Genomic DNA, 19,782 nt, shown 5'->3' on the forward strand with positions numbered 1-19,782 from the left:
CTCGTGCATGTCGTACGGGGTGTTCGGTGAATCGGGGATCAGGGTGTCGAGTTCGAGATCCTCCGCGGTGAGCGAGTCCTCGATCGACCCGACGACCGGATCCGAGGGTGCGGTGCGGGGCGCGTCGGCGCGATTGTTGCTCGGTAGGTACGAGAGCAGGTCGCGGACGTAGTCCAGTGCGTCCTGTTCTCCGGAGGCGACGTAGTGCGCGACCCCGGATTTCTCCATGTGGGTGTGCGCGCCACCGAGTTCTTCCATGGTGACGTTCTCACCGGTGACGGTCTTGATCACGTCGGGTCCGGTGACGAACATCTGCGAGGTGCCGTCGACCATGACCACGAAATCGGTCAGGGCCGGGGAGTAGACGTGCCCGCCCGCGGCCGGTCCCATGATCACCGAGATCTGCGGGATCACCCCGGACGCGCGGACGTTGCGGTGGAAGATCTCGCCGTACAGTCCGAGGGAGACCACCCCTTCCTGGATGCGGGCACCGGCACCTTCGTTGATCCCGACCAACGGTCGTCCGGTCTTGACGGCCAGGTCCATCACCTTGACGATCTTCTCGCCGTAGATCTCCCCCAAGGAACCGCCGAAGACGGTGGCGTCCTGGGAGAACACGCACACATCGCGGCCGTCGACGGTGCCGTAGCCGGTGACCACACCGTCACCGAAGGGCCGGTTCTCGCCCAACCCGAAGTTCTGGGAGCGGTGGCGGGCGAGGGCGTCGAGTTCGACGAACGAGCCCTCGTCGAGCAGGGCGGTGATCCGCTCACGGGCGGTCAGCTTGCCTTTGGCGTGGACCTTGTCCACCGCCGCCTCACCGGACGGAATCTCCGCAACCGCGAGACGTTTACGAAGATCGGCCAATTTACCCGCAGTGGTATGGATATCGGGTTCGGTTGTGGTCATGCAGATGTCCCCTACGTTGTGTGGAATGGCAAACGGAGATCGTCAGTTCGTGGCGAGCGAGCGCGCGATCACCAGACGCTGAATCTGGTTGGTGCCCTCGAAGATCTGAGTGATCTTGGCGTCGCGCATGTATCGCTCGACGCGGAAGTCGCGGGTGTACCCGTAGCCACCGAACACCTGTACCGCGTCGGTGGTCACCTTCATGGCCGCATCGGTAGCGATCAGCTTGGCCACGGAAGCGTTGCGCGAGTAGGGAAGTCCGGCGTCACGCCGACGCGCGGCATCGAGGTAGGTGGCGCGGGCCGAGTCCACTGCCGCTGTCATGTCCGCCAACACGAAACCGAGGCCCTGATGGTCGATGATCTTCTTGCCGAACGCCGTACGTTCCTGGGCGTACTTCACCGCGTCGTCGAGCGCCGCCTGCGCGATTCCCACGGCTACAGCGGCAATTCCGAGCCTGCCTGCATCGAGGGCACTGAAGGCGATCTGCAGTCCCTGCCCCTCCGCGCCGATTCGCCACTCGGTGGGTACGTGGACGTTGTCGTAGTGCGCGGCGGTCGTCGGGATCGCATGCAGTCCCATCTTCTCCTCGGGCTTGCCGAAGCTCAGACCGTCGGTTCCGTCCGGAACGAGGAAGCACGAGATGCCCTTCGACCCTTCGCCTGTCCGGGCGAACAGGTTGTAGAAGTCGGCCACTCCGCCGTGTGTGATCCACGCCTTCGAACCGTTCACGGTGTAGCCACCCTCGGTCGGGGTGGCCTTGCAGCTCAGTGCGGCAGCGTCCGAGCCGGCCTGTGCTTCGGACAGTGAGTAGGCGCCGATCTGCGCCCCACCGAGCATGTCGGGGAGTTTGTCGGCTTTCTGCTGTTCGGTACCGAACGCCATCACGGGATAGCAAGCCAGACCGTGCACGCTCACTGCGACTGCAACCGCCGCCCAGCGCGACGCCAGTTCTTCGAGGACCTGGAGGTACACCTCGTACGGTTGACCTCCACCTCCCCATTCCTCCGCGTACGGCAGGCTCAACAGGCCTGCCTCGCCGAGGGTGGCGAACACTCCCTCCGGGTAGGTCTCACGCCGTTCGTGGTCGTCGACGATCGGGTCGAGGACCTTGTCTGCCACGTCCCGGGTCAGGGCGATCAGATCACGCGCTTCGGACGTGGGCAACAGACGGTCGACGGGCACGTGAAAACCTCCGGGGCTATCGAATCAGTACTGCCGGACGATCCGCAGTACTGATGCACAGTACTGCACAAGCCGATGCAGTACCATCCCTGATGTGAACGCACCCGTGACCTCGCATGCCACGGCACGCCGTTCCGAACTCTTCGACCAGCTCGTGAGCTTGTTTCTGGCAGAGGGCTTCGCACACCTGACCCTCGACACCATCGCGGCCCGGCTTCGGTGCTCCAAGTCCACGCTGTACACCCTGGCGTCGAGCAAGGATCAGCTGGTCGGCGGCGCAACGGTGCACTACTTCAAGTCCATGACCACGCAGGTGGAGAACGCGGTCGCCGAGGTGGACGGCACCCGCAATCGCATCACCACCTATCTCACCGCGGTGGGGGCAGCTCTCGAGTCCGCGTCCGAACAGTTCATGACCGACCTGGCGTCACTGGAGGCGGCCCGCTCGGTATACGAACGAAACACCGCCATCGCCGCGCGCCGCGTCCAGGAGTTGATCAGCGAAGGCGTGGCCAGCGGCGAAGTGCGTGACGTGCACGCGGCCTTCGTCGGGGACGTGGCCTCCTCGGTCATGGTTCGCATTCAGACTCGCGAGGTGTTTCGACTGACCGGACTGAGCGACGGCGACGCTTACCTCGAACTGGCGAAATTGCTGACGGCGGGCATCGGCGCGTAGCCGCGGAGCAGGGAATGAATCGACCTCGGTATGCGCTGACACCCAACGAATACAGTTGATCCTTCAACGAAAGAGCGCGTGATGAAGAAGATCGGATTTCTGTCCTTCGGACACTGGTCGGCGTCCCCACAGTCGCAGACGCGGTCCGCGTCGGACGTGCTGCTGCAGTCCATCGACCTCGCGGTCGCCGCCGAAGAACTGGGTGCCGACGGCGCGTACTACCGCGTCCATCACTTCGCCAACCAGCTCGCGTCACCGTTCCCACTCCTCGCCGCCGTCGGTGCCAAGACGAGCACCATCGAGATCGGTACCGGTGTCATCGACATGCGCTACGAGAATCCGTTCTACATGGCCGAGGACTCGGGTTCCGCCGATCTCATCTCGGGCGGGCGGCTGCAGCTCGGAGTCAGCCGAGGATCGCCCGAACAGGTCGTCGAGGGCTACCGCTACTTCGGCTACACACCGGCCGAGGGCTCCGATCACGCCGACATGGCCCGTGAACACACCCGCATCTACCTCGATCTTCTCGAAGGCAAGGGTTTCGCACAGCCCAATCCGCGGCCGATGTTTCCCAATCCGCCCGGACTCCTGCGCCTCGAACCACACTCCCCCGGTTTGCGGCAGCGCATCTGGTGGGGTGCAGGCACCCGCGACACCGCCGAGTGGACCGCGCGACAGGGCATGAACCTGATGAGTTCGACTCTGTTGAGCGAAGACACCGGAGTGCCGTTCCATCGATTGCAGGCCGAGCAGATCGAACGGTTCCACAAGACGTGGAGCGACGCCGGACACGACTTCGCGCCGCGAACTTCGGTGAGCCGCAGCATCTTTCCGATCGTCAACGATCTCGACCGCGCGTACTTCGGCCGAGAGGGCAGCGGCGACGATCAGGTCGGCTACATCGACGGCGGCAAGGCCCGATTCGGCAAGACGTACGCAGGCGAGCCCGATCGACTGATCGAGGAACTCGCCGCGGACGAAGCTATCGCAGCCGCCGATACGCTGCTGCTCACCGTCCCCAACCAGTTGGGCGTCGACTACTGCGCCCACGTGCTCGACACTGTGTTGCGCGACGTCGCCCCGGCGCTGGGGTGGCGCTGAACACTCGCAGAGTGAGATTGGATTGATTTCGGCGGATACGGGTACTGGCAGCTCGTTCACCCGCCCTCGCCTGCCAGGAGTTCCCATGCTCAAACGCGACGTATCCGCGCGCCTCGATGTAGACATCACCGCCGCCACCACGCTCGAATTCCAGATCGCAATCGCGCCGCATCCGGGCACGACGGTCACCGAGTCACTGTCCTTCGTTCTCGACGGCAACCCGATCGAGGCGAAGGAAGTGAGCGGGCCGCACGGCAACCGAATTCACGTCATGCCCGCCGACGTTGGCAACCTGCAGGTCTCGTACGACGCCACCATCTTGGGCAACACCACCCCGGCACCGGTCACCGACTACGACATGTCGCTCTACCTCCGACCGAGCCGGTACGCCGAGGCCGACAAGTTCTACGGTTTCGCCGCAACCGAATTCGGCGACTACGCGGACTCCGAGGAACTGCTGGCCAAGATCTCCGCGTGGGTCGGCGCTCGCCTGAGTTACGTTCCGGGGAGCAGTGATCCGATCGACGGTGCTGTCGACACACTGCTCGCCGGACAGGGCGTCTGCCGGGACTACTCGCACCTCGTGGTGGCCATGCTGCGGGCGGTCAACGTTCCGGCCCGCCTGGTGGCGGTGTACGCACCCGGCTGCGATCCGATGGACTTCCACGCCGTCGCCGAAGCATTCGTGGGCGGCCAGTGGCGCGTCGTGGATGCTACCTGCCTCGCCCCGCGCTCGACGCTGGTGCGCATCTCGGTCGGTCGCGACGCCGCCGACACCGCATTCCTGGACAACCACAAGGGTGCCATCACGCTGAACAGTTCCGTGGTCACGGCAGTGGTCGACGGCGAGCTCCCGCAGGACGACATCACCGAGCTGGTCTCCCTCACCTGACCTCCGGCCGGACACCGCCCACTGTGATCTGAATCACACTGGCGTTTGCTTTCGGTGACGAAAACCGACTAAGTATCCGTTACCAACAATCACAGCCACCCGGAAGGACTCTCATGAGCTTCATCGACAAGGCCAAGAACGCCGCAGAAGACGCCATCGGCAAGGCGAAGGAAGTTGTCGGCGACGCCACCGACAACAAGGACCTCGAGGCCGAGGGCAAGAAGGACCAGGGTTCGGCAGGCGTGAAGAAGGTCGGCGAGAACATCAAGGACACCTTCAAGTAACACCGCAATCGCATCGAGTGCCGCCGATCTCGATGATCGGCGGCACTCGCCTTTCACCCCTTCCACCTCGCAGAACGGATTCCCTCATGACCACATCCACCGGCAACACCGAGACCACCAAGCGTCGCGGCGGATTCGCCTCGAAGTTCGCCCTCCTCGTCACGCTCGTCCTGGTCGCAGCACTGGTGATCTTCGTGCTGCAGAACACCGTGCACACCACCATCAACTTCCTGGGCTGGAACTTCGATCTCGGCCAGGGCGTCTCCTTGCTCGGTGCCGCTGTCGTCGGAGCCGTCATCACGTTGACCGCGACCGCTGCGCTCAAGGTTCGACGCGCAGTCCGATGATTCCCCTGCTCGCGCGCAAGTACCTGTACCGCTACCTCATCGTTGCGATCGGGCTTCCCGTCCTCGCTCGGTTGTTGGCCTTCGCCGGCCAGAGCCTCGAAAAGCGAACGGGCAAGGACAATGTCGTGTCCAGAGGCCTGAAGTCGGCCGGTCGATTCGCACAACGGCGGGCCGACAAGTCGCAGGGCAAGAAGGATCGTGAGTCTCTTCGCGCACACCGCTGAGCCGGTCGATCAATGCGTCGGCCGGCTGTACCGGCCTACCCGGCGAGGATCAGTGTCCCGCCGGGTCGGTCAGCGACTTGCCTTCCCGGGCCTTGACACGTTTGCGTTCCAGTAGAACCAGTGCAATTCCGGCCGCGAGAAGAACCGGCGCGGCGATCGCACCGATCCACACCCATCCGGAGAACCCGTAGCCGGCGGCGGTAAGGGTGAGACCCAGGCTCACCAATGCCATTCCGATGAAGATGTATCCGGGCCAGTTTCGCGTGTCGACGATCGCCTCACCCGCGTGGCCGCGGGTCGTCCGATCGTCGTCGCGTGCGCCGGCGTCGGAATCGCTCGTGTTCTGGTGCGCCATGTGAACCTCTCGAGATGAATGAGTGACGGCCACTGACCGCAGACCGGTCCTGAGGAGCGTTCACCGCCTTCACAGCGCGGTTCCCGTAAAGCGCCGTCGACAAACATCGGGCCGATGGTTCAGTCGTGCCAACTCACTGCGGCGAACGGGGCGTGGCTCGTCAGTCGTCCAACGATGCCTGCGTGTGCGAAGTTCTTGGCGGTGGCGACCGCGTCGAGCACGTCCACGCCTTTCGCGAGCTCGGCCGTGATGGCCGCGGCGAACACGCATCCGGCACCCGATACCCGCTCCTCGCCCACCTTGGGGGCGCGCAGCACGGTCAGTTCGGAACCGTCCCAGACGACGTCTACGGCCTCGTCGCCGCGCAACCCCGCACCCCCCTTGACCACCACGTACCGCGGTCCGAGTTCGGCAATTCGCTTGGCCGCCTCGCCCAGATCGTCGACGGTGGTGATGGCGTCCATTCCGGACAATGTCTGTGCCTCGAACAGATTGGGGGTGATCACGGTGGCCAGCGGAAGAATGTCGCGTCGAAGCGCATTGTCGGTGTCGAGCGCCGCGCCCGGCTCCTGACCCTTGCAGATCAACACCGGATCGACCACCACGTGCCGCCACGGCTGCAGACGCAGTGAGCTCGCCACGGTCTCGACGGTAGCGGGTGTGCCGAGCATGCCGATCTTGACGACATCGAGATCGTGTGCGGCAGTAGCGACTTCGATCTGATCGGCGATGACCGAGCTGTCGATGGGAACGAAGCGGTGGCCCCAGTCGGACTTCGGATCGAACGAGACGATGCATGTGATGGTGCCGACTCCGTAGACCCCGAGCCGCTCGAATGTCTTGAGGTCTGCCTGCAGACCGGCTCCACCGGTGGCTTCCGAACCTGCGATCACGTACGCGATTGTCGACATGACCTCAGTATGACAAGTACCTTTCGACCCGAAATCAGGTGGTCGCGCACCTGGTGGGGCGAACGTCAGCTCGGCAGATCGGGTTCGGTCGGGTGTTCACGGCTGATCAGCTGCGCCGCCAACGTCGATACCGGCACGTTCATTTCCTGTGACAGCGCACCGAGCATGTCGAACGCGCGGATGGCGTCGACGTCGAAGCGCTCCATGATGATCCCCTTGGCCTGACCGATTCGATCTCGCGAGGCCAGAGCGCTGCGAAATTGCTCACCACGCCGAGCGCTCGACAACGCGATCGCCGCGTGTGTGGCCAGGTTCAGTGCCGAGTCCTCGGTGTCCGGGTCGAACCGGCCGGTGCCCTCGGCGAGCAGATTGAGCGCGCCGAGTTCTTGCCCGTCGGTGTAGAGCTGGATCGACAGAACCGAGCGAACAGGAGTCTGTTCGACAACCGCGCGAGTCAGACGTGGCCACCGATCCTCGGATTCGACGTCCTCGATTCGTACCGTCTGATGAGTCCAGATGGCCTCGAAACACGGGCCCTGTCCATGCTCGTGCTGCAATGCATCGAACGTACGAGGCGCATCGCCGGTGGAGGCCGTCGATTCCAGATACTCCGGTCGTCTACCCTTGCTCGTTCGCCGGACCAGAGTGACCCCCGCGTGGTCCACCCCGTCGAGCAGTCGCACGGCGGCCGCCGTGACCTCCTCGAGCACCTGCTGCTGCGTCATCGAGCCGTGGACCACAGTTCCATGTGCGGTGAGAGCCATCTGCGAGATTCGTTCGTAGATGTCGACCTGTTCCACGTCTTCATCCTTTCGACCGCATACGTCCGCTTCGTACCTTCTCACACCGGTGTGAGAAGTGCGCAGTCCCTGCGACCGCCCCTGCCATCGGTTGAGGTGGACCGTTTCGGGGCATACGGCAGTGTCGGATCGTTCTACCGTGCGATCGCAGCACCCAGAGTGCCCCACTTCCAGTCCCGGAGTGTCGGCGAGCGCGGATCACGCGCTCACACAAAACGACAAGAGATTCCGGAGGCCGAATCGTGCCCACGAGCAGAGAAACCACAGCCAGCTGTGAGGACGTCTGGAGCGTCCTCGCGGACGGTTGGACGTACGCAACCTGGGTGGTCGGTGCATCCCGAATTCGCGCCGTCGACAACACCTGGCCCGCACCGGGTTCCACGATTCACCATTCCGTCGGCACCTGGCCCGCGGTGCTGAGCGACGTGACTCGTTCGGTGGGAATTCACGCCGAACGAGAGATACGACTCGAAGCGCGCGCCCTGCCGTTCGGCAAAGCGTCGATCACGGTGCGGCTACACCCGATTGCCACCGGTTGCCGCATCGAGATCATCGAGCACGCGATCACTGCGCCGTTCGCCCTGGTGCCGAATCGGATACAGCATCTGTTGGCGCATCCACGCAACGCCGAGGCGCTCCGTCGGCTCGCCCTGCTCGCAGAGCGGTCCACAGCTCCGTGAGCAAGTCCCCACTGCGACAGGCAGTCTCGGGAAAAATGCTGTTCGTCTTCATTCTCGGCGATGTGCTCGGTGCCGGAATCTACGCTCTCGTCGGCGAGATAGCGGGCGAGGTCGGCGGAGCGATCTGGCTGCCCATGCTCGTCGCCCTGCTGATGGCACTGCTGACCGCTGCGTCGTACGCAGAACTCGTCACCAAGTACCCACGAGCAGGCGGCGCAGCCGTGTTCGCGCAGCGGGCGTACAAAAAACCGCTCGTGTCGTTTCTGGTGGGATTCTCGATGCTCGCCGCAGGTGTCACCAGCGCCGCCGGCCTGGCGCTTGCCTTCTCGGGCGACTACCTGGGCGTGTTCCTCGACGTGCCCGCCGTCCCCGCCGCAGTGGTCTTCCTGCTTCTGGTCGGGCTGCTCAACGCTCGCGGGATCACCGAATCGTTGCGGGCGAACCTCGCCATGACGGTCGTCGAGGTATCGGGTCTGGTGCTGATCGTCGCCCTCGCCGGTCTCGTGCTGAGCCGGGGTGACGGCACGCCGTCCAGGGTCCTCGAATTCACCGACGCGACGACTCCGACGCTCGCGGTGCTCGGCGCGGCTCTGCTCGCGTTCTATTCGTTCGTCGGATTCGAGACGTCGGCGAACATCGCCGAAGAAGTCGAGGACGTGCGCCGGGTCTACCCACGGGCTCTTCTCGGTGCTGTCACCGTCGCCGGGGTGGTGTACGTGCTCGTCGGTCTCGCAGTGTCCACCGTCGTGCCCGCCGACACCCTGGCGCAATCGACCGGTCCGCTGCTCGAGGTCGTCGACGCTGCCGATGCGGGCATTCCGCCGTGGGTCTTCAGCCTCGTCGCACTGGTAGCCGTGGCCAACGGCGCACTGCTGACCATGATCATGGCGTCGCGACTGACCTTCGGCATGGCTCGTGACGGCCTGCTTCCCGGCGCATTGGCCAAGGTTCTCCCTGGCCGCAGAACTCCGTGGGCAGCGATCGTGGCCACCACCGTCGTCGCGATGGTGTTGTGCAGCACCGGTTCCGTCGCTGCGCTTGCGGAGACGGTCGTGCTGCTCCTGCTGTTCGTCTTCATCAGCACCAACGTGGCGGTACTGGTGCTTCGCAGCGATCGCGCCGACTCCGGCCATTTCCGGACGCCGACCGCACTCCCAGTGCTGGCACTGATCACGTGCGCAGTTCTACTGACCCAGCAGTCCGCGGCAACGTGGCTGCGCGCCGGATTGCTCCTCGCCGTAGGAGTAGCGCTGTACTTCGTCGGTAACCTGCTGACCGACAAGACCGATACCGACCAGAGGAGTGCAGTCTCATGACCACCACCGAGGTCGACGCGATCGTGATCGGCAGTGGCCACAACGGCTTGGTTTCGGCGGCAGCGATGGCCGACGCCGGCTGGGACGTCGTGGTCCTCGAGGCTGCCGAACATCCCGGCGGCGCTGTGCGCAGCGCCGAGCTCGTTCCCGGTTTCACCAGCGACCTCTTCAGCGCCTTCTATCCGCTGGCGCTCGCCTCGCCTGCCATGACTGCACTCGACTTGGAAAGCCACGGGCTGCAGTGGTCGCACTCCCCCGCGGTGTACGGCCATGCGCGGTCACCGCAGGACACCGACGCTCCGGTCGTTCACCACGACGTCGAGACCACCGCTGCGCGGCTGTCGGAACACGACGCGCGAGACGGCCGAACCTGGCTGCGGCTCTTCGAGCAGTGGGAGCGCATTCGCGAGCCCTTCATGAATTCGCTGTTCGGACCGTTTCCACCCGTCGTCCCAGCGGCTCGACTCGTCCACACCTTGGGGGTGCCCGAGACACTGCGCTTCGCGCGATTCGCGGCCCTCCCCGCCCGGGTGATGGCTCACGAGCTCTTTCACAGCGAGGCTGCTCGCTGCCTGCTGCTGGGCAACGCCATGCACGGTGACGTCCCGACCGATGCCCCGGTGAGCGGCATGATGGGCTGGCTGCTCACGATGCTGGCTCAGGACGTCGGGTTTCCGGCCCCTGTGGGCGGATCGTCTGCGCTGACGACCGCGTTGATTCGTCGTGGTGCCGCGTCGGGTGCGGCGCTCGAGTGCGGTCAGGCGGTCGAGCAGATCGAGGTGCGCGGCGGCCGCGCTCGCGGGGTGCACACCGCTGCCGGAGACACGTTTCGAGCGCGTCGGGCGATAGTGGCCGACGTGTCCGCACCGGCTCTGTACGGTTCACTGCTTCCGTTCGACGCCGTGCCGCGCCGAGTGCACGACGACTTGCGCACCTTCGAGTGGGACACCCCGGTGGTCAAGGTGAACTACGCACTCGATCGTCGAATACCCTGGAACTCACCGTCTTTGGCCGACGCCGGCACCGTCCACCTCGGTGCGGACGACAACGGCCTCGTGCACTGGGCGGCAGATCTCACCACCGGAGTTCTTCCCCAGAGCCCGTTCATGCTGTTCGGCCAGATGACCACTGCCGATCGGAGCAGGTCACCGGAGGGCACCGAAAGCGCTTGGGCCTACACACATCTGCCGAGGGGCGTCGTCGACGACGCGGCCGCCGACACCGTGGCGGATCGGGTCGACGAAGTCCTCGACGCCCATGCACCGGGATTTGCCGATTCGGTCGTCGGGCGGGTCGTCCAACGACCGAGCGATCTGTACGGTGCCGATGCCAATCTGCACGGTGGTGCGGTGAACGGCGGAACCGCGCAGCTGCAGCAGCAGTTGATATTTCGACCGACGCCGGGGCTGGGGCGGGCGGAAACGCCGGTGGAAGGACTGTTTCTCGGGTCGGCATCGGCGCACCCCGGTGGAGGAGTGCACGGAGCCGCCGGCCTCAACGCTGCCCGGGCAGCGCTGGGCCAGCGAGGTGTACACGGCTGGATGAAGACGAAAATCACCGGTTCGCTCATCGACGTGTTGACCCGGTGACGGCGTTATCGAAACGAGATCTTTCGTTACTCGTTCGAGATGTGCGGCGGAGTCTCCTGCAATCAGGCACTGGCATCGTTGAAAGCACAACAACTCAGCGTTGTGCACCGCGCGGGCAGACCGACCGGGACGAACGCTTCGGGGAAGAGGTAAAGATATGTTGACCAGCACTGCAACGATGGAACGCTCCATTCGCGACGACGAGGGCGTGTTTCGGGTCGAGACCGTCGTTCGACCGGACGGACACAACATTCTGCGAGCGTCGGGCGAACTCGACATGTCGACCAGAGCCGAGTTCGTGCACAGCCTGGACCGCCTGGCCGCCGCCTCCGATCGGGTCTGTGTCGATCTGTCGGCGGTGTCGTTCATGTACTCCGGCGTTGCCAACGCAATAATCGATGCCACCTACGTACATCCGGGCAAGATCGCCGTGCTCGCGCCTGCACGATCGGTGCGTATGGTCCTGGAGGTACTGGGCGCAGGCGACCTGTTCGTCGACGCGTTTCGGTCGTGAGTTCGACTCGACAACAGGTAACGTCGAACCCATGCCAGACGAGCCGACCGGAGCAGCCTTCGAGATCGTGGCAGCGGACCACGACGCGACGACCGTGCTCACCGTTCGAGGCGAACTCGATCTCGACACCATACCGGAGCTGTCGGCTGCTGCGTTCCCGGCGGCAGACACAGCCCGGGCCGGACTCGTGGTGGATCTGACGGATGTGAGCTTCCTGTCGTCGAGCGCCATCACCGTACTGGTGCGAGTCTGCGATCGACTGCCCGATGCCTCGCTCATGGCGCTCGTGGCAGTCGATGGTGTCGTGGTTCGGCCCGTGCAGCTCAGCGGAATCGATCGGGTGATGGCCACTTTCACGACCGTCCCCGACGCGGTGGCTCACGTGCGGTCGGCAGCTCTCGACTCGGAAGTCGACCGATGACCGGCCGGTACCGGTTCGGACAGCGACGATGACCGAGAGCAGTCCCGGACCCACTCCACAGCGTTGGAGCCACACCGCACCGGCCGAATCGGCCGTGGCGACCGCACTTCGACGTCGGCTGCATCACTGGGTTCTCGAACTGGGAGTGAGCAACTCCTTGGTGGACGACATCGTCCTCGGGGTCTACGAAGCGCTCGCGAACGTGGTCGAGCATGCCTACCACGCAGTGCCCGAGCCCGGAACGATGACGGTCACCGCCGCGTACGAACATCGAACCCTGACTGTCACGATTTCCGACACCGGAACGTGGCGGCCACCGACGCCGACGACCAATCGCAGCCATGGGTTGCAACTCGCTGCCGCAGTGTCGGACGACCTCCTCGTCGATCACCGGCCGGGGTTCGGGACCATCGTGACTGCGGTGTGGACCGATCCGGTCTCGGCAAGCCGCTCCAGCTCTGCCACCCGCTCGTCATGAACGAAGGGAGTGCCCATGTCTGCCACCGCTGCTGAATTGCTCGACAGTGCACCGTGCGGGGTGTTCTCCGTCGATGTGGCCACGGCACGGATCCTCTACGCCAATGCTGCCGCCGCCCGCATCACCGCACGCAGTCGTGACGCTCTCGTGGGAACTTCGGTCACCGACCTGTTCACGATCGAGTTCGAGCCCGTACTGACGGCGCTGATCGACGTCGCGTCGAATTCACGGGCAGACTCCCCGATCGGAGCCTCCGCGAAGCTGACCGTCGCACCCGACAGGAGCGATGCAATCGCCGTGTCGATACTCGCCAACGCCCTGCGCACGCCCACAGGTCCCATGACTGTGACGATGACGCTGCACAACGAGACCGAGCGGAACGTCCGCGAAAGAGATCTGATCGACGCCCGCGACAACGCCGAGGCGGCGCAGGACAGCGCCGAGGCCGCTCTGGACAGATCACAGGATGCACTGGGCGCCTCGGAGGAAGCGCGCAAGCAGGCCGAGGCAGAGAGAACGCAAGTGCAGATTCTGGCGTCGACCCTGCAACGCACCCTGCTCCCCCCGATCCTGTCCGCTCCGACGGGTATGAATGTGGCGGCTCACTATCACCCCGCATCCATCGACGAGGTCGGTGGCGATTTCTACGATGTGTTCCCCCTCGACAATCGGACATGGGGATTCTTCCTCGGTGACGTCAGCGGGAAGGGTGCCGGAGCCGCCGCCGTCACCTCGCTGACCCGATACAGCCTGCGCGCCGCGGCGGTGTTCGACCGCGACCCGATCTCGGTACTCGAGAACCTCAACACCGTTCTGCACCACGAGTTCCACGGCGACGACCCACGTTTCTGCACAGTGGTTTTCGGCACCATCACTCCGGGCCCGGACGGCGCGGTGGTCGACCTCGCCAGCGGAGGACATCCGCCGGCCCTGCGCATCACTCACGACGCCGTCGTGGACTTCGTCGACACCACCGGTGGTCAGTTGGTCGGAGCATTGGCCGAGCCGCACTTCGCGTCGGCATCGGTGACACTGCGACCCGGCGACGTCATGGCCTTCTACACCGATGGGTTGACCGAGGCGATCGTCGGACCGGGGCGAACACGCTTCGACGACGACGGTGGCCTCGAATCTTTTGCTGCCGAAAGAGGTCCGACGACTGCACCGAAGATCGTCGACGATCTCACGTCACTTCTGGCTTCCTTCGGAGACGGTCTGCAGGACGACGTAGCACTGCTCGCCTTCGAGGTACCCCGGGTCGACGCCGACGCGTAGCTGTTCAGGCCCGCAGGCTCGCTCAACGTGCGCGTATTCCCGACAGGAACACCCGCAGGACGTAGTCGGAGACTTGTTCCGGACCTTCCTCGGACCGTGAGACGGATCTGATCACCACGTTGTTGGCGAGTATCGTCGCAAGTTCGCTTGCCGACGCCTCGGTACCGAAGTCGCCTCGACGCTGGCCACGTTCGAGGATCGGGGTGAGCGCCGAGGGCAGCGGGAGTTGCTCCCGAATGGTGGTGACAGTGCTCGGCTCGTGAAACTGCTCGAAGCTCAGTGCCAGCAGCATCCCCGAGCTCATAGAGCGGTTGCGCGCCACGAACTCCGCAAGCCGCCCGACCGAACGTTCCAGAGCCGCAATGGGTTCCACCTCCAGTCGGGCGTCCGCACGACCCAGCCGGAGGACGCGCTCGAACTCGGGCGTCAGTGCGGCAACGATGATGTCGACCTTGCTCGGGAACAGGCGCTTGAGATCGGCAACGGTGAGCGAGGAAGCAGTGGCGATGTCGGCGAGGGTGACCGAGAAATATCCGTGTGCCGCGAACAACCTCTCGGTCGCCGCGATGACGTCGGATTCGATGTCGGCCCTCGAATGATCGAAACCGTCGAGAGAAGCGGGCACGTCCGCGGGTCCCGCTGTGCGGTCACGGCGATCCGAGTGAACTGGGTCCACCGCCCATTCCAGCAGCGATTCGACAGCCGTGGACGCACGAGACGTGGGCACCGTTCCCGGGCTGAGGGTCTCACGGAAAGCAAGACCGTCGAGCAGGGCGACGAGGACATTGGACAGTCCGGTCACCGTCAGCGGCGTTCTCACCGAACCCCCGAGTGCACGGAGCTTGTGCCGGACGGCATCCTCAATTGCGGCGTCCATGGCATCGAATTCGGGTGCCAACGACGATCTCGCACCGGCGTGGTCGGAGGCGATCATCGCGCCGATCATTCTCCTGCGCAGCAGACCGGAGGTCAGTTGCTCGAAGTAGGACGCGAGATCCGACGAGGCATGCTCTGCATCGCCGGGCTTCGTGTACTGCAGAGTCACGTGCGCGAGCAAGTCCTCGACGAACGCTTCCTTGCCACCACGCTCCCCGGCACGGGAGGACCCGGGGTAAGCATTGTGGAAAGTCTGGTGCGACAACCCGGCTTCTTCCACGACCGAGGCGATAGACAGCGATCGTGCGAGCACCGACATATCGAGATCGGTCAGCAATCGTGAGCCCGCCCGCAGCAGTTGTTCGCGGGGTGTGGATTTCGGGCTCAACGACGACCGCCTACGGTATTCGATCCAGTGGACAGTGAACTATAACAATGGCCCCGTGAAGACCCGACTTTACAAACCGATAAACCTGGATCGACAGAAGCCTCCAATGCCGTGTTCTGCCTCGAACCGGTTGGTGTTGTTTCATATTCTCCGGCGTGGTCGGATGTCCGAAACACCCAAGTCGGACAGCAGGGGTCGGATGCAATGCGAGTGACGAGTACAGGTCTGTCGACCACGACGATTCAGGTCGCGTCCGGTACCGCGATCCATCCGGCGCAGCGATTCGCGCCGCGCCGCAGTGCATCGACCGTGCGCGCCAGGACCGTCGCAAATCCCGGTACCGAGACTCCCAGGTCACAGCAGGAAGCGACGAGGTTCGCCGATCCCGGACTCACCGCCCGCGAGATCGCGGTCCTGGGTGCGTGGTTGCGCTGCGACTCCAAACAAGAAGTGTGTGCGGTTCTGCACATCGCACTCGGCACGGTGAATACCCACCTGTCTCGAATTCGCGCGAAGTACGCCACCGTCGGTCGTGCGGCACCGACCAAAGCGTCGCTCGTGGCCCGGGCGCTGCAGGACGGCTTGGTCACCCTCGACGATCTGTGATCGTCAGCCCGCGTGCAGGGTCGGTGTCAGGCTCGTTCCGCCCACGGGTCCGCGCGTCGCCACAGGGTCGGCAATTCGAGGTCGATGTCGTCTCTCCGCGCGCAGGCGTTCAGCACATCGACGGAGGCAGACATGTCGTCGAAGACGTACGCGAGCGCTTGCAGTGGTTCGTCCAGGGACCGAAAGAAGTTGTCCCAGTGCGTCAACACCACGCGTCGGGCACCGACCGCCACGACCGTCTCCTGCCAGTACTGCTCGATGAACACGCGCGGCCGTCGACCGAGTTGCCCTATCGAGAGGTAGACCACGTCGGCACGGCGGCCTTCGAGCATGCCGGAACGAAAACCGGCGCTGCTGTGCACCAGTGCCGTACGGCCGCTGGGAACGTGTTCGATGTGCATCGACCATGCCTCCCCGCATCGGTACTCACGCACCCGAGCAGGCTGGGTCAGTGGCCGCTCGATCGTTCCGTGCGCTCGGTCCGGATACGAGTGAACCGATTCGACGAACGAGACGGCGAAGTTGCCCTGCACCGTTGTCTCGTCGTTCGCGACCACGACGATCCGGTCGTCCGGGAGCCCGGAGCCCTGCCCGATGAACCCGGTCGAGGAACCGCCGACCAGAACTGCATCGGTACGCAGCGCTACCGCCGCCGAGTCGAGTGCGTGATCGTAGTGCGAGTGGGCACACAGCACCGCGTCGAGCGTGGTGATCCCCGCTCTGCGCAGGGCCGCATCGATGCGCCCCATGTCCGACCGCAGCGGTCGTACGAGGGTTTTCGGAAGCGACGGTCGCGAGAAGAAGCCGTCGGTGAGGATCGCCGATCGGCCGTCGTCGAAGAGCACGGTGCTGACACCGAGAAACGACACTGTCACCGGCGAATGGGGACCCGCCGACTCAGTGGTGGCGATCTCCGCCGGACCCGGCAGCGCGGGACGACCGATTCTGAGGGCCACCGTCACGCCTGCGCGGCGATCGCGCGTCCCGCCTGCCGGCCGCCGAAGATGCACCCACCGAGGAAGGTTCCCTCCAGTGAGCGGTACCCGTGCACACCGCCGCCGCCGAATCCTGCGATCTCACCGGCCGCCCACAGCCCGTCGATCGCGTGTCCGTCGCCGTCGAGAACCCGGCCCTGCAGGTCGGTTTGGATGCCGCCCAACGTTTTCCGCGTGATGATGTTCAGACGCACGGCAATCAACGGACCCGACTTGGGATCGAGGATCTTGTGCGGCGAGGCGGTACGCGCGATGCGTTCTCCGCGCGAACGACGCGAGTTGTGGATTGCGGAGATTTGCAGGTCCTTGGTGAACGGGTTGTCGACCTCACGGTCGCGGGCCTCGATCTGCCGCTTCAGATCGACGAGGTCGATCAGATTTTCGCCGGAGATCCTGTTCATGCCCTGGACGAGTTCGGCGAGGGTGTCGGCGACGACGAAATCCTCTCCGTTCTTCTTGAACGCCTCGACCGGTCCGCTGGCACCGGGCAATACTCGGCCGAGGACGAGCTTGAGGTTCTTGCCGGTGATGTCCGGATTCTGCTCCGATCCCGAGAGCGCGAACTCCTTCTCGATGATCTTCTGCGTCAGAACGAACCAGGAGTAGTCGAATCCACTGTCCTGGATGGCTTTCAACGTTCCGAGGGTATCGAATCCGGGAAAATTGGGCACCGGGAACCGTCGACCACGCGCGTCGAACCACATGGACGACGGGCCGGGAATGATTCTGATTCCGTGATTCTTCCAGATCGGATTCCAGTTCTTGATGCCCTCGGTGTAATGCCACATGCGGTCCTTGTTGACCAGACGTCCACCGACTTTCTCGGTGATGCCGAGCATGCGGCCGTCGACGTGTTCGGGGACTCCGGAGATCAGAGACTTCGGAGCCGTTCCCAACCGTGCCGGCCAGTTCTCCCGCACCATGTCGTGGTTGGCTCCGATGCCGCCCGCGGTGACGAGCACGGCTCCGGCACGCAGCTCGAACTCGCCCACCTCGACGCGGGTACTACCCGAACCTCGTTCCGCGGCACTGGGTTCGAGAACTACGCCGCGAACTCCCTCAACTGTGCCTGCACTGACGATGAACTCGTCGACGCGGTGACGAAAACCGAAGCGCACCAATCCCTTGTCGGCGGCCTCCCGCACGCGCCGCTCGAACGGTGCGACAACCCCGGGCCCGGTACCCCAGGTCAGGTGGAACCGCGGAACCGAATTCCCGTGTCCCTCGGCGAGGTAGCCACCACGTTCGGCCCACCCGACTACGGGTACCCACCGCACGCCCTGCGCGTGCAGCCAGGAGCGCTTCTCCCCGGCCGCGAAGTCGAGGTACGCGCGCGCCCACTGGTGTCCCCAGTAGTCCTCGCCGGCCGGATCGTCGATGCCGCGATCGAAGGTAGCGGTGCCGAGCCAGTCCTGCCACGCAAGCTCCGCGGAATCCTTGATGCCCATGCGTCGCTGCTCCGGGGTGTCGACCATGAACAGACCGCCCAGGGACCAGAACGCTTGACCGCCCAGGTTCTGCTCGGGCTCCTGGTCGAGGAGGAGCACCCGTTTTCCGGCGTCGGCCAGTTCGGCGGTCGCCACCAGTCCGGCCAAGCCTGCACCCACCACGATCACGTCTGCGTCCATTGCCCCACTCTTCTGCTCGACCCGACTGTCTCCCTCGACTGTGCTGTCGTGGGCGCCGGAACTCAAGGAAATCAGCTTCGTTGACAATACGGTTCATCAGCCACCGACAAATATGAGACGATGCCGCGATGTACCGAGCCCGGACCGCGGTGGTCGCCGAGATCGAAGCGGAACTGGTGGCTGTGGTGGCGTCGGCAGTGCAGGCCGTGCGGGATGCAATTCCGGTCTACCGCACCCTGGACGGTCCGCAGTCGGCCGATGTCGAGGCGATCGCCTACTGGTCGCTGCGTCGCCTGATGACGCTGTGGGCAGGCGGCGATCCGGCTCTCGACGGACGTGATCACAGTCGATTTCGCGCGATCGGTGCGGCTCGCGCCGCCGACGGCCGACCGTTGGCCGACGTGCTCAGAGCCTATCGAGTTGCATCGAGCGTGTTCGTTCGGCACGTGGCGACCGAGTACCTCGATGCGCTCGACCCACCGGACATCGCCGATCTCAGCCTGGGCGTGCTCGACGCCATCGACGCGATATCCGAGGAGATCATCGGCGCGTACATCGTTGCGCGCGAACAACTCACATCCAATCGGGCGCAGGCTCACGCCCTCTTGCTCGACGACCTGCTGGCGAACAGACACAACTCGCCCGGAGCGGTGGCCGATCGCGCCCGCGAACTCGACCTCGAACTGTCCGGTCACCCGAATCTACTGGTGGTGGAAATGACAAGCGCGGGCAGAGCACTGACCGATGACACCATCGAATCTCTGGTTCTCGCACTGGGACTCGCGCCGCCCGATCGCACCGCGCCGTCGACGACGCGCAGTCACCTGTGCACCCGACGCGAGCAGCGGGCGATCCTGCTGCTGCCGTCCTCGATCGGTCGAGACCGTGCCGACGGCGCGTCCCGAGCGACCGGTGTGCGTGGATGCCTCGTGGAGCTGTCGACCATTGCCGGTGTCAGCGGCGCGTGGAGGCTCGCTTCCGATGCTCTGGACACGGCACCGGAGCATGCGTTCGACGATCGTGCCGTGCTCGACACCGGCGACGGGCAGCTGCTGGCACTGTTGACCGCGCGGCCCACCGCGGACACGAGCGAGGTGGTGCGCACCGTACTCGGCTCGCTCATCGAGGCCGCGAATGCGCATATCCTCGAGGGCCTTTCGGCCTTCATCGCCACCGGCACCGCCACGGCCGCAGCGGCACAGTTGCATGTGCATCCGCAAACGCTGCGTTATCGACTGCGCCGAGCCCAGGAACTGACCGGCCGAGATCCGCGATCGGCGTGGCATCGGCTGGCGCTCGACACCGCGATTCAACTGCGGCAACTCGGTTGAT

Annotated in this window: 23 protein-coding genes; 15 read left to right on the top strand and 8 right to left on the bottom strand. The window is 64.8% G+C overall.

Annotated elements, in window-relative coordinates:
- Together CH273_RS10635 and CH273_RS10640 are read right to left on the bottom strand one after the other, a co-directional pair.
- On the bottom strand, positions 1-909 hold a 909-nt coding region (locus CH273_RS10635; protein WP_306436888.1), incomplete at its 3' end, for an acyl-CoA carboxylase subunit beta.
- Positions 910-951: 42 nt separating this feature from the next.
- Positions 952-2,094: an acyl-CoA dehydrogenase family protein gene (locus tag CH273_RS10640; RefSeq protein ID WP_032394269.1), complete on the bottom strand. Its 1,143-nt coding sequence runs from the start codon at positions 2,092-2,094 to the stop codon at positions 952-954.
- Between the two features lie 94 nt (positions 2,095-2,188).
- Between CH273_RS10640 and CH273_RS10645 the strand changes: the two genes are divergently transcribed.
- The 6 genes from CH273_RS10645 to CH273_RS10670 all read left to right on the top strand — a co-directional run bounded on the left by CH273_RS10645 (position 2,189) and on the right by CH273_RS10670 (position 5,618).
- Entirely contained in the window at positions 2,189-2,770 is a 582-nt protein-coding gene (locus CH273_RS10645) for a TetR/AcrR family transcriptional regulator (protein ID WP_222092734.1), read from the top strand.
- A gap of 81 nt (positions 2,771-2,851) precedes the next feature.
- Positions 2,852-3,871, top strand: a complete 1,020-nt coding sequence (locus tag CH273_RS10650) for an LLM class flavin-dependent oxidoreductase (RefSeq protein WP_032394268.1) — start codon at positions 2,852-2,854, stop codon at positions 3,869-3,871.
- 85 nt (positions 3,872-3,956) lie between these two features.
- Complete coding sequence (locus tag CH273_RS10655) at positions 3,957-4,763, top strand: transglutaminase-like domain-containing protein (protein WP_032394267.1); 807 nt, start codon at positions 3,957-3,959, stop codon at positions 4,761-4,763.
- A 113-nt stretch (positions 4,764-4,876) separates the two neighbouring features.
- Positions 4,877-5,047 (top strand): CsbD family protein, encoded by a 171-nt coding sequence (locus CH273_RS10660; protein WP_008718579.1) that lies wholly within the window; start codon positions 4,877-4,879, stop codon positions 5,045-5,047.
- Positions 5,048-5,133: 86 nt separating this feature from the next.
- Positions 5,134-5,394 (top strand): lipopolysaccharide assembly protein LapA domain-containing protein, encoded by a 261-nt coding sequence (locus CH273_RS10665; protein ID WP_032394280.1) that lies wholly within the window; start codon positions 5,134-5,136, stop codon positions 5,392-5,394.
- Complete coding sequence (locus CH273_RS10670; protein WP_032394266.1) at positions 5,391-5,618, top strand: hypothetical protein; 228 nt, start codon at positions 5,391-5,393, stop codon at positions 5,616-5,618. The genes CH273_RS10665 and CH273_RS10670 overlap by 4 nt, the downstream gene beginning before the upstream one ends.
- Before the next feature lie 49 nt (positions 5,619-5,667).
- Here CH273_RS10670 and CH273_RS10675 read toward each other — a convergent pair whose 3' ends face one another.
- The 3 genes from CH273_RS10675 to CH273_RS10685 form a co-directional block, all read right to left on the bottom strand.
- Entirely contained in the window at positions 5,668-5,973 is a 306-nt protein-coding gene (locus CH273_RS10675; protein WP_032394265.1) for a hypothetical protein, read from the bottom strand.
- 119 nt (positions 5,974-6,092) lie between these two features.
- Positions 6,093-6,884 (bottom strand): bifunctional hydroxymethylpyrimidine kinase/phosphomethylpyrimidine kinase, encoded by a 792-nt coding sequence (thiD, locus tag CH273_RS10680; protein WP_032394264.1) that lies wholly within the window; start codon positions 6,882-6,884, stop codon positions 6,093-6,095.
- 65 nt (positions 6,885-6,949) lie between these two features.
- A complete protein-coding gene (locus CH273_RS10685) occupies positions 6,950-7,684 on the bottom strand; it encodes a GAF and ANTAR domain-containing protein (RefSeq protein WP_032394263.1) in 735 nt (244 codons plus the stop codon).
- Between the two features lie 242 nt (positions 7,685-7,926).
- Here CH273_RS10685 and CH273_RS10690 point away from each other — a divergent pair, with 242 nt between their 5' ends.
- The 7 genes from CH273_RS10690 (at position 7,927) to CH273_RS10720 (ending at position 13,957) form a co-directional block, all read left to right on the top strand.
- Positions 7,927-8,364, top strand: coding sequence for an SRPBCC family protein (locus CH273_RS10690; RefSeq protein ID WP_032394262.1), 438 nt, complete (start codon positions 7,927-7,929; stop codon positions 8,362-8,364).
- A 35-nt stretch (positions 8,365-8,399) separates the two neighbouring features.
- Entirely contained in the window at positions 8,400-9,680 is a 1,281-nt protein-coding gene (locus CH273_RS10695; protein ID WP_082322384.1) for an APC family permease, read from the top strand.
- Positions 9,677-11,269: a phytoene desaturase family protein gene (locus CH273_RS10700; protein WP_032394261.1), complete on the top strand. Its 1,593-nt coding sequence runs from the start codon at positions 9,677-9,679 to the stop codon at positions 11,267-11,269. Before CH273_RS10695 ends, CH273_RS10700 begins: the two co-directional genes overlap by 4 nt.
- 157 nt (positions 11,270-11,426) lie before the next feature.
- Positions 11,427-11,783 (top strand): STAS domain-containing protein, encoded by a 357-nt coding sequence (locus CH273_RS10705; protein WP_032394260.1) that lies wholly within the window; start codon positions 11,427-11,429, stop codon positions 11,781-11,783.
- 31 nt (positions 11,784-11,814) lie between these two features.
- The gene (locus CH273_RS10710) at positions 11,815-12,204 is read left to right on the top strand and encodes an STAS domain-containing protein (RefSeq protein WP_032394259.1); all 390 of its coding nucleotides are present in this window, start codon (positions 11,815-11,817) and stop codon (positions 12,202-12,204) included.
- Positions 12,205-12,232: 28 nt separating this feature from the next.
- Positions 12,233-12,682, top strand: coding sequence for an ATP-binding protein (locus CH273_RS10715; RefSeq protein ID WP_032394258.1), 450 nt, complete (start codon positions 12,233-12,235; stop codon positions 12,680-12,682).
- Between the two features lie 15 nt (positions 12,683-12,697).
- On the top strand, positions 12,698-13,957 hold the full coding sequence (locus CH273_RS10720) for a PP2C family protein-serine/threonine phosphatase (protein WP_082322383.1): 1,260 nt from the start codon (positions 12,698-12,700) through the stop codon (positions 13,955-13,957).
- A gap of 22 nt (positions 13,958-13,979) precedes the next feature.
- Here CH273_RS10720 and CH273_RS10725 read toward each other — a convergent pair whose 3' ends face one another.
- Complete coding sequence (locus CH273_RS10725) at positions 13,980-15,221, bottom strand: TetR/AcrR family transcriptional regulator (RefSeq protein ID WP_032394257.1); 1,242 nt, start codon at positions 15,219-15,221, stop codon at positions 13,980-13,982.
- Between the two features lie 210 nt (positions 15,222-15,431).
- Between CH273_RS10725 and CH273_RS27355 the strand changes: the two genes are divergently transcribed.
- The gene (locus CH273_RS27355) at positions 15,432-15,827 is read left to right on the top strand and encodes a LuxR C-terminal-related transcriptional regulator (protein ID WP_230596633.1); all 396 of its coding nucleotides are present in this window, start codon (positions 15,432-15,434) and stop codon (positions 15,825-15,827) included.
- A gap of 26 nt (positions 15,828-15,853) precedes the next feature.
- On the opposite strand, the gene CH273_RS10735 is transcribed toward CH273_RS27355, so the two are convergent.
- Both CH273_RS10735 and CH273_RS10740 read right to left on the bottom strand, forming a co-directional pair.
- Positions 15,854-16,783, bottom strand: coding sequence for an MBL fold metallo-hydrolase (locus CH273_RS10735; protein WP_032394277.1), 930 nt, complete (start codon positions 16,781-16,783; stop codon positions 15,854-15,856).
- A 2-nt stretch (positions 16,784-16,785) separates the two neighbouring features.
- Positions 16,786-18,450 (bottom strand): FAD-binding dehydrogenase, encoded by a 1,665-nt coding sequence (locus tag CH273_RS10740; protein ID WP_032394256.1) that lies wholly within the window; start codon positions 18,448-18,450, stop codon positions 16,786-16,788.
- A gap of 128 nt (positions 18,451-18,578) precedes the next feature.
- On the opposite strand from CH273_RS10740, the gene CH273_RS10745 reads away from it, so the two are divergent.
- Entirely contained in the window at positions 18,579-19,781 is a 1,203-nt protein-coding gene (locus CH273_RS10745) for a helix-turn-helix domain-containing protein (protein WP_032394255.1), read from the top strand.
- Position 19,782 lies beyond the last annotated feature (1 nt).

It is taken from the genome of Rhodococcus sp. 05-339-2 (genome assembly GCF_002258965.1).
Lineage (GTDB): Bacteria > Actinomycetota > Actinomycetes > Mycobacteriales > Mycobacteriaceae > Rhodococcoides.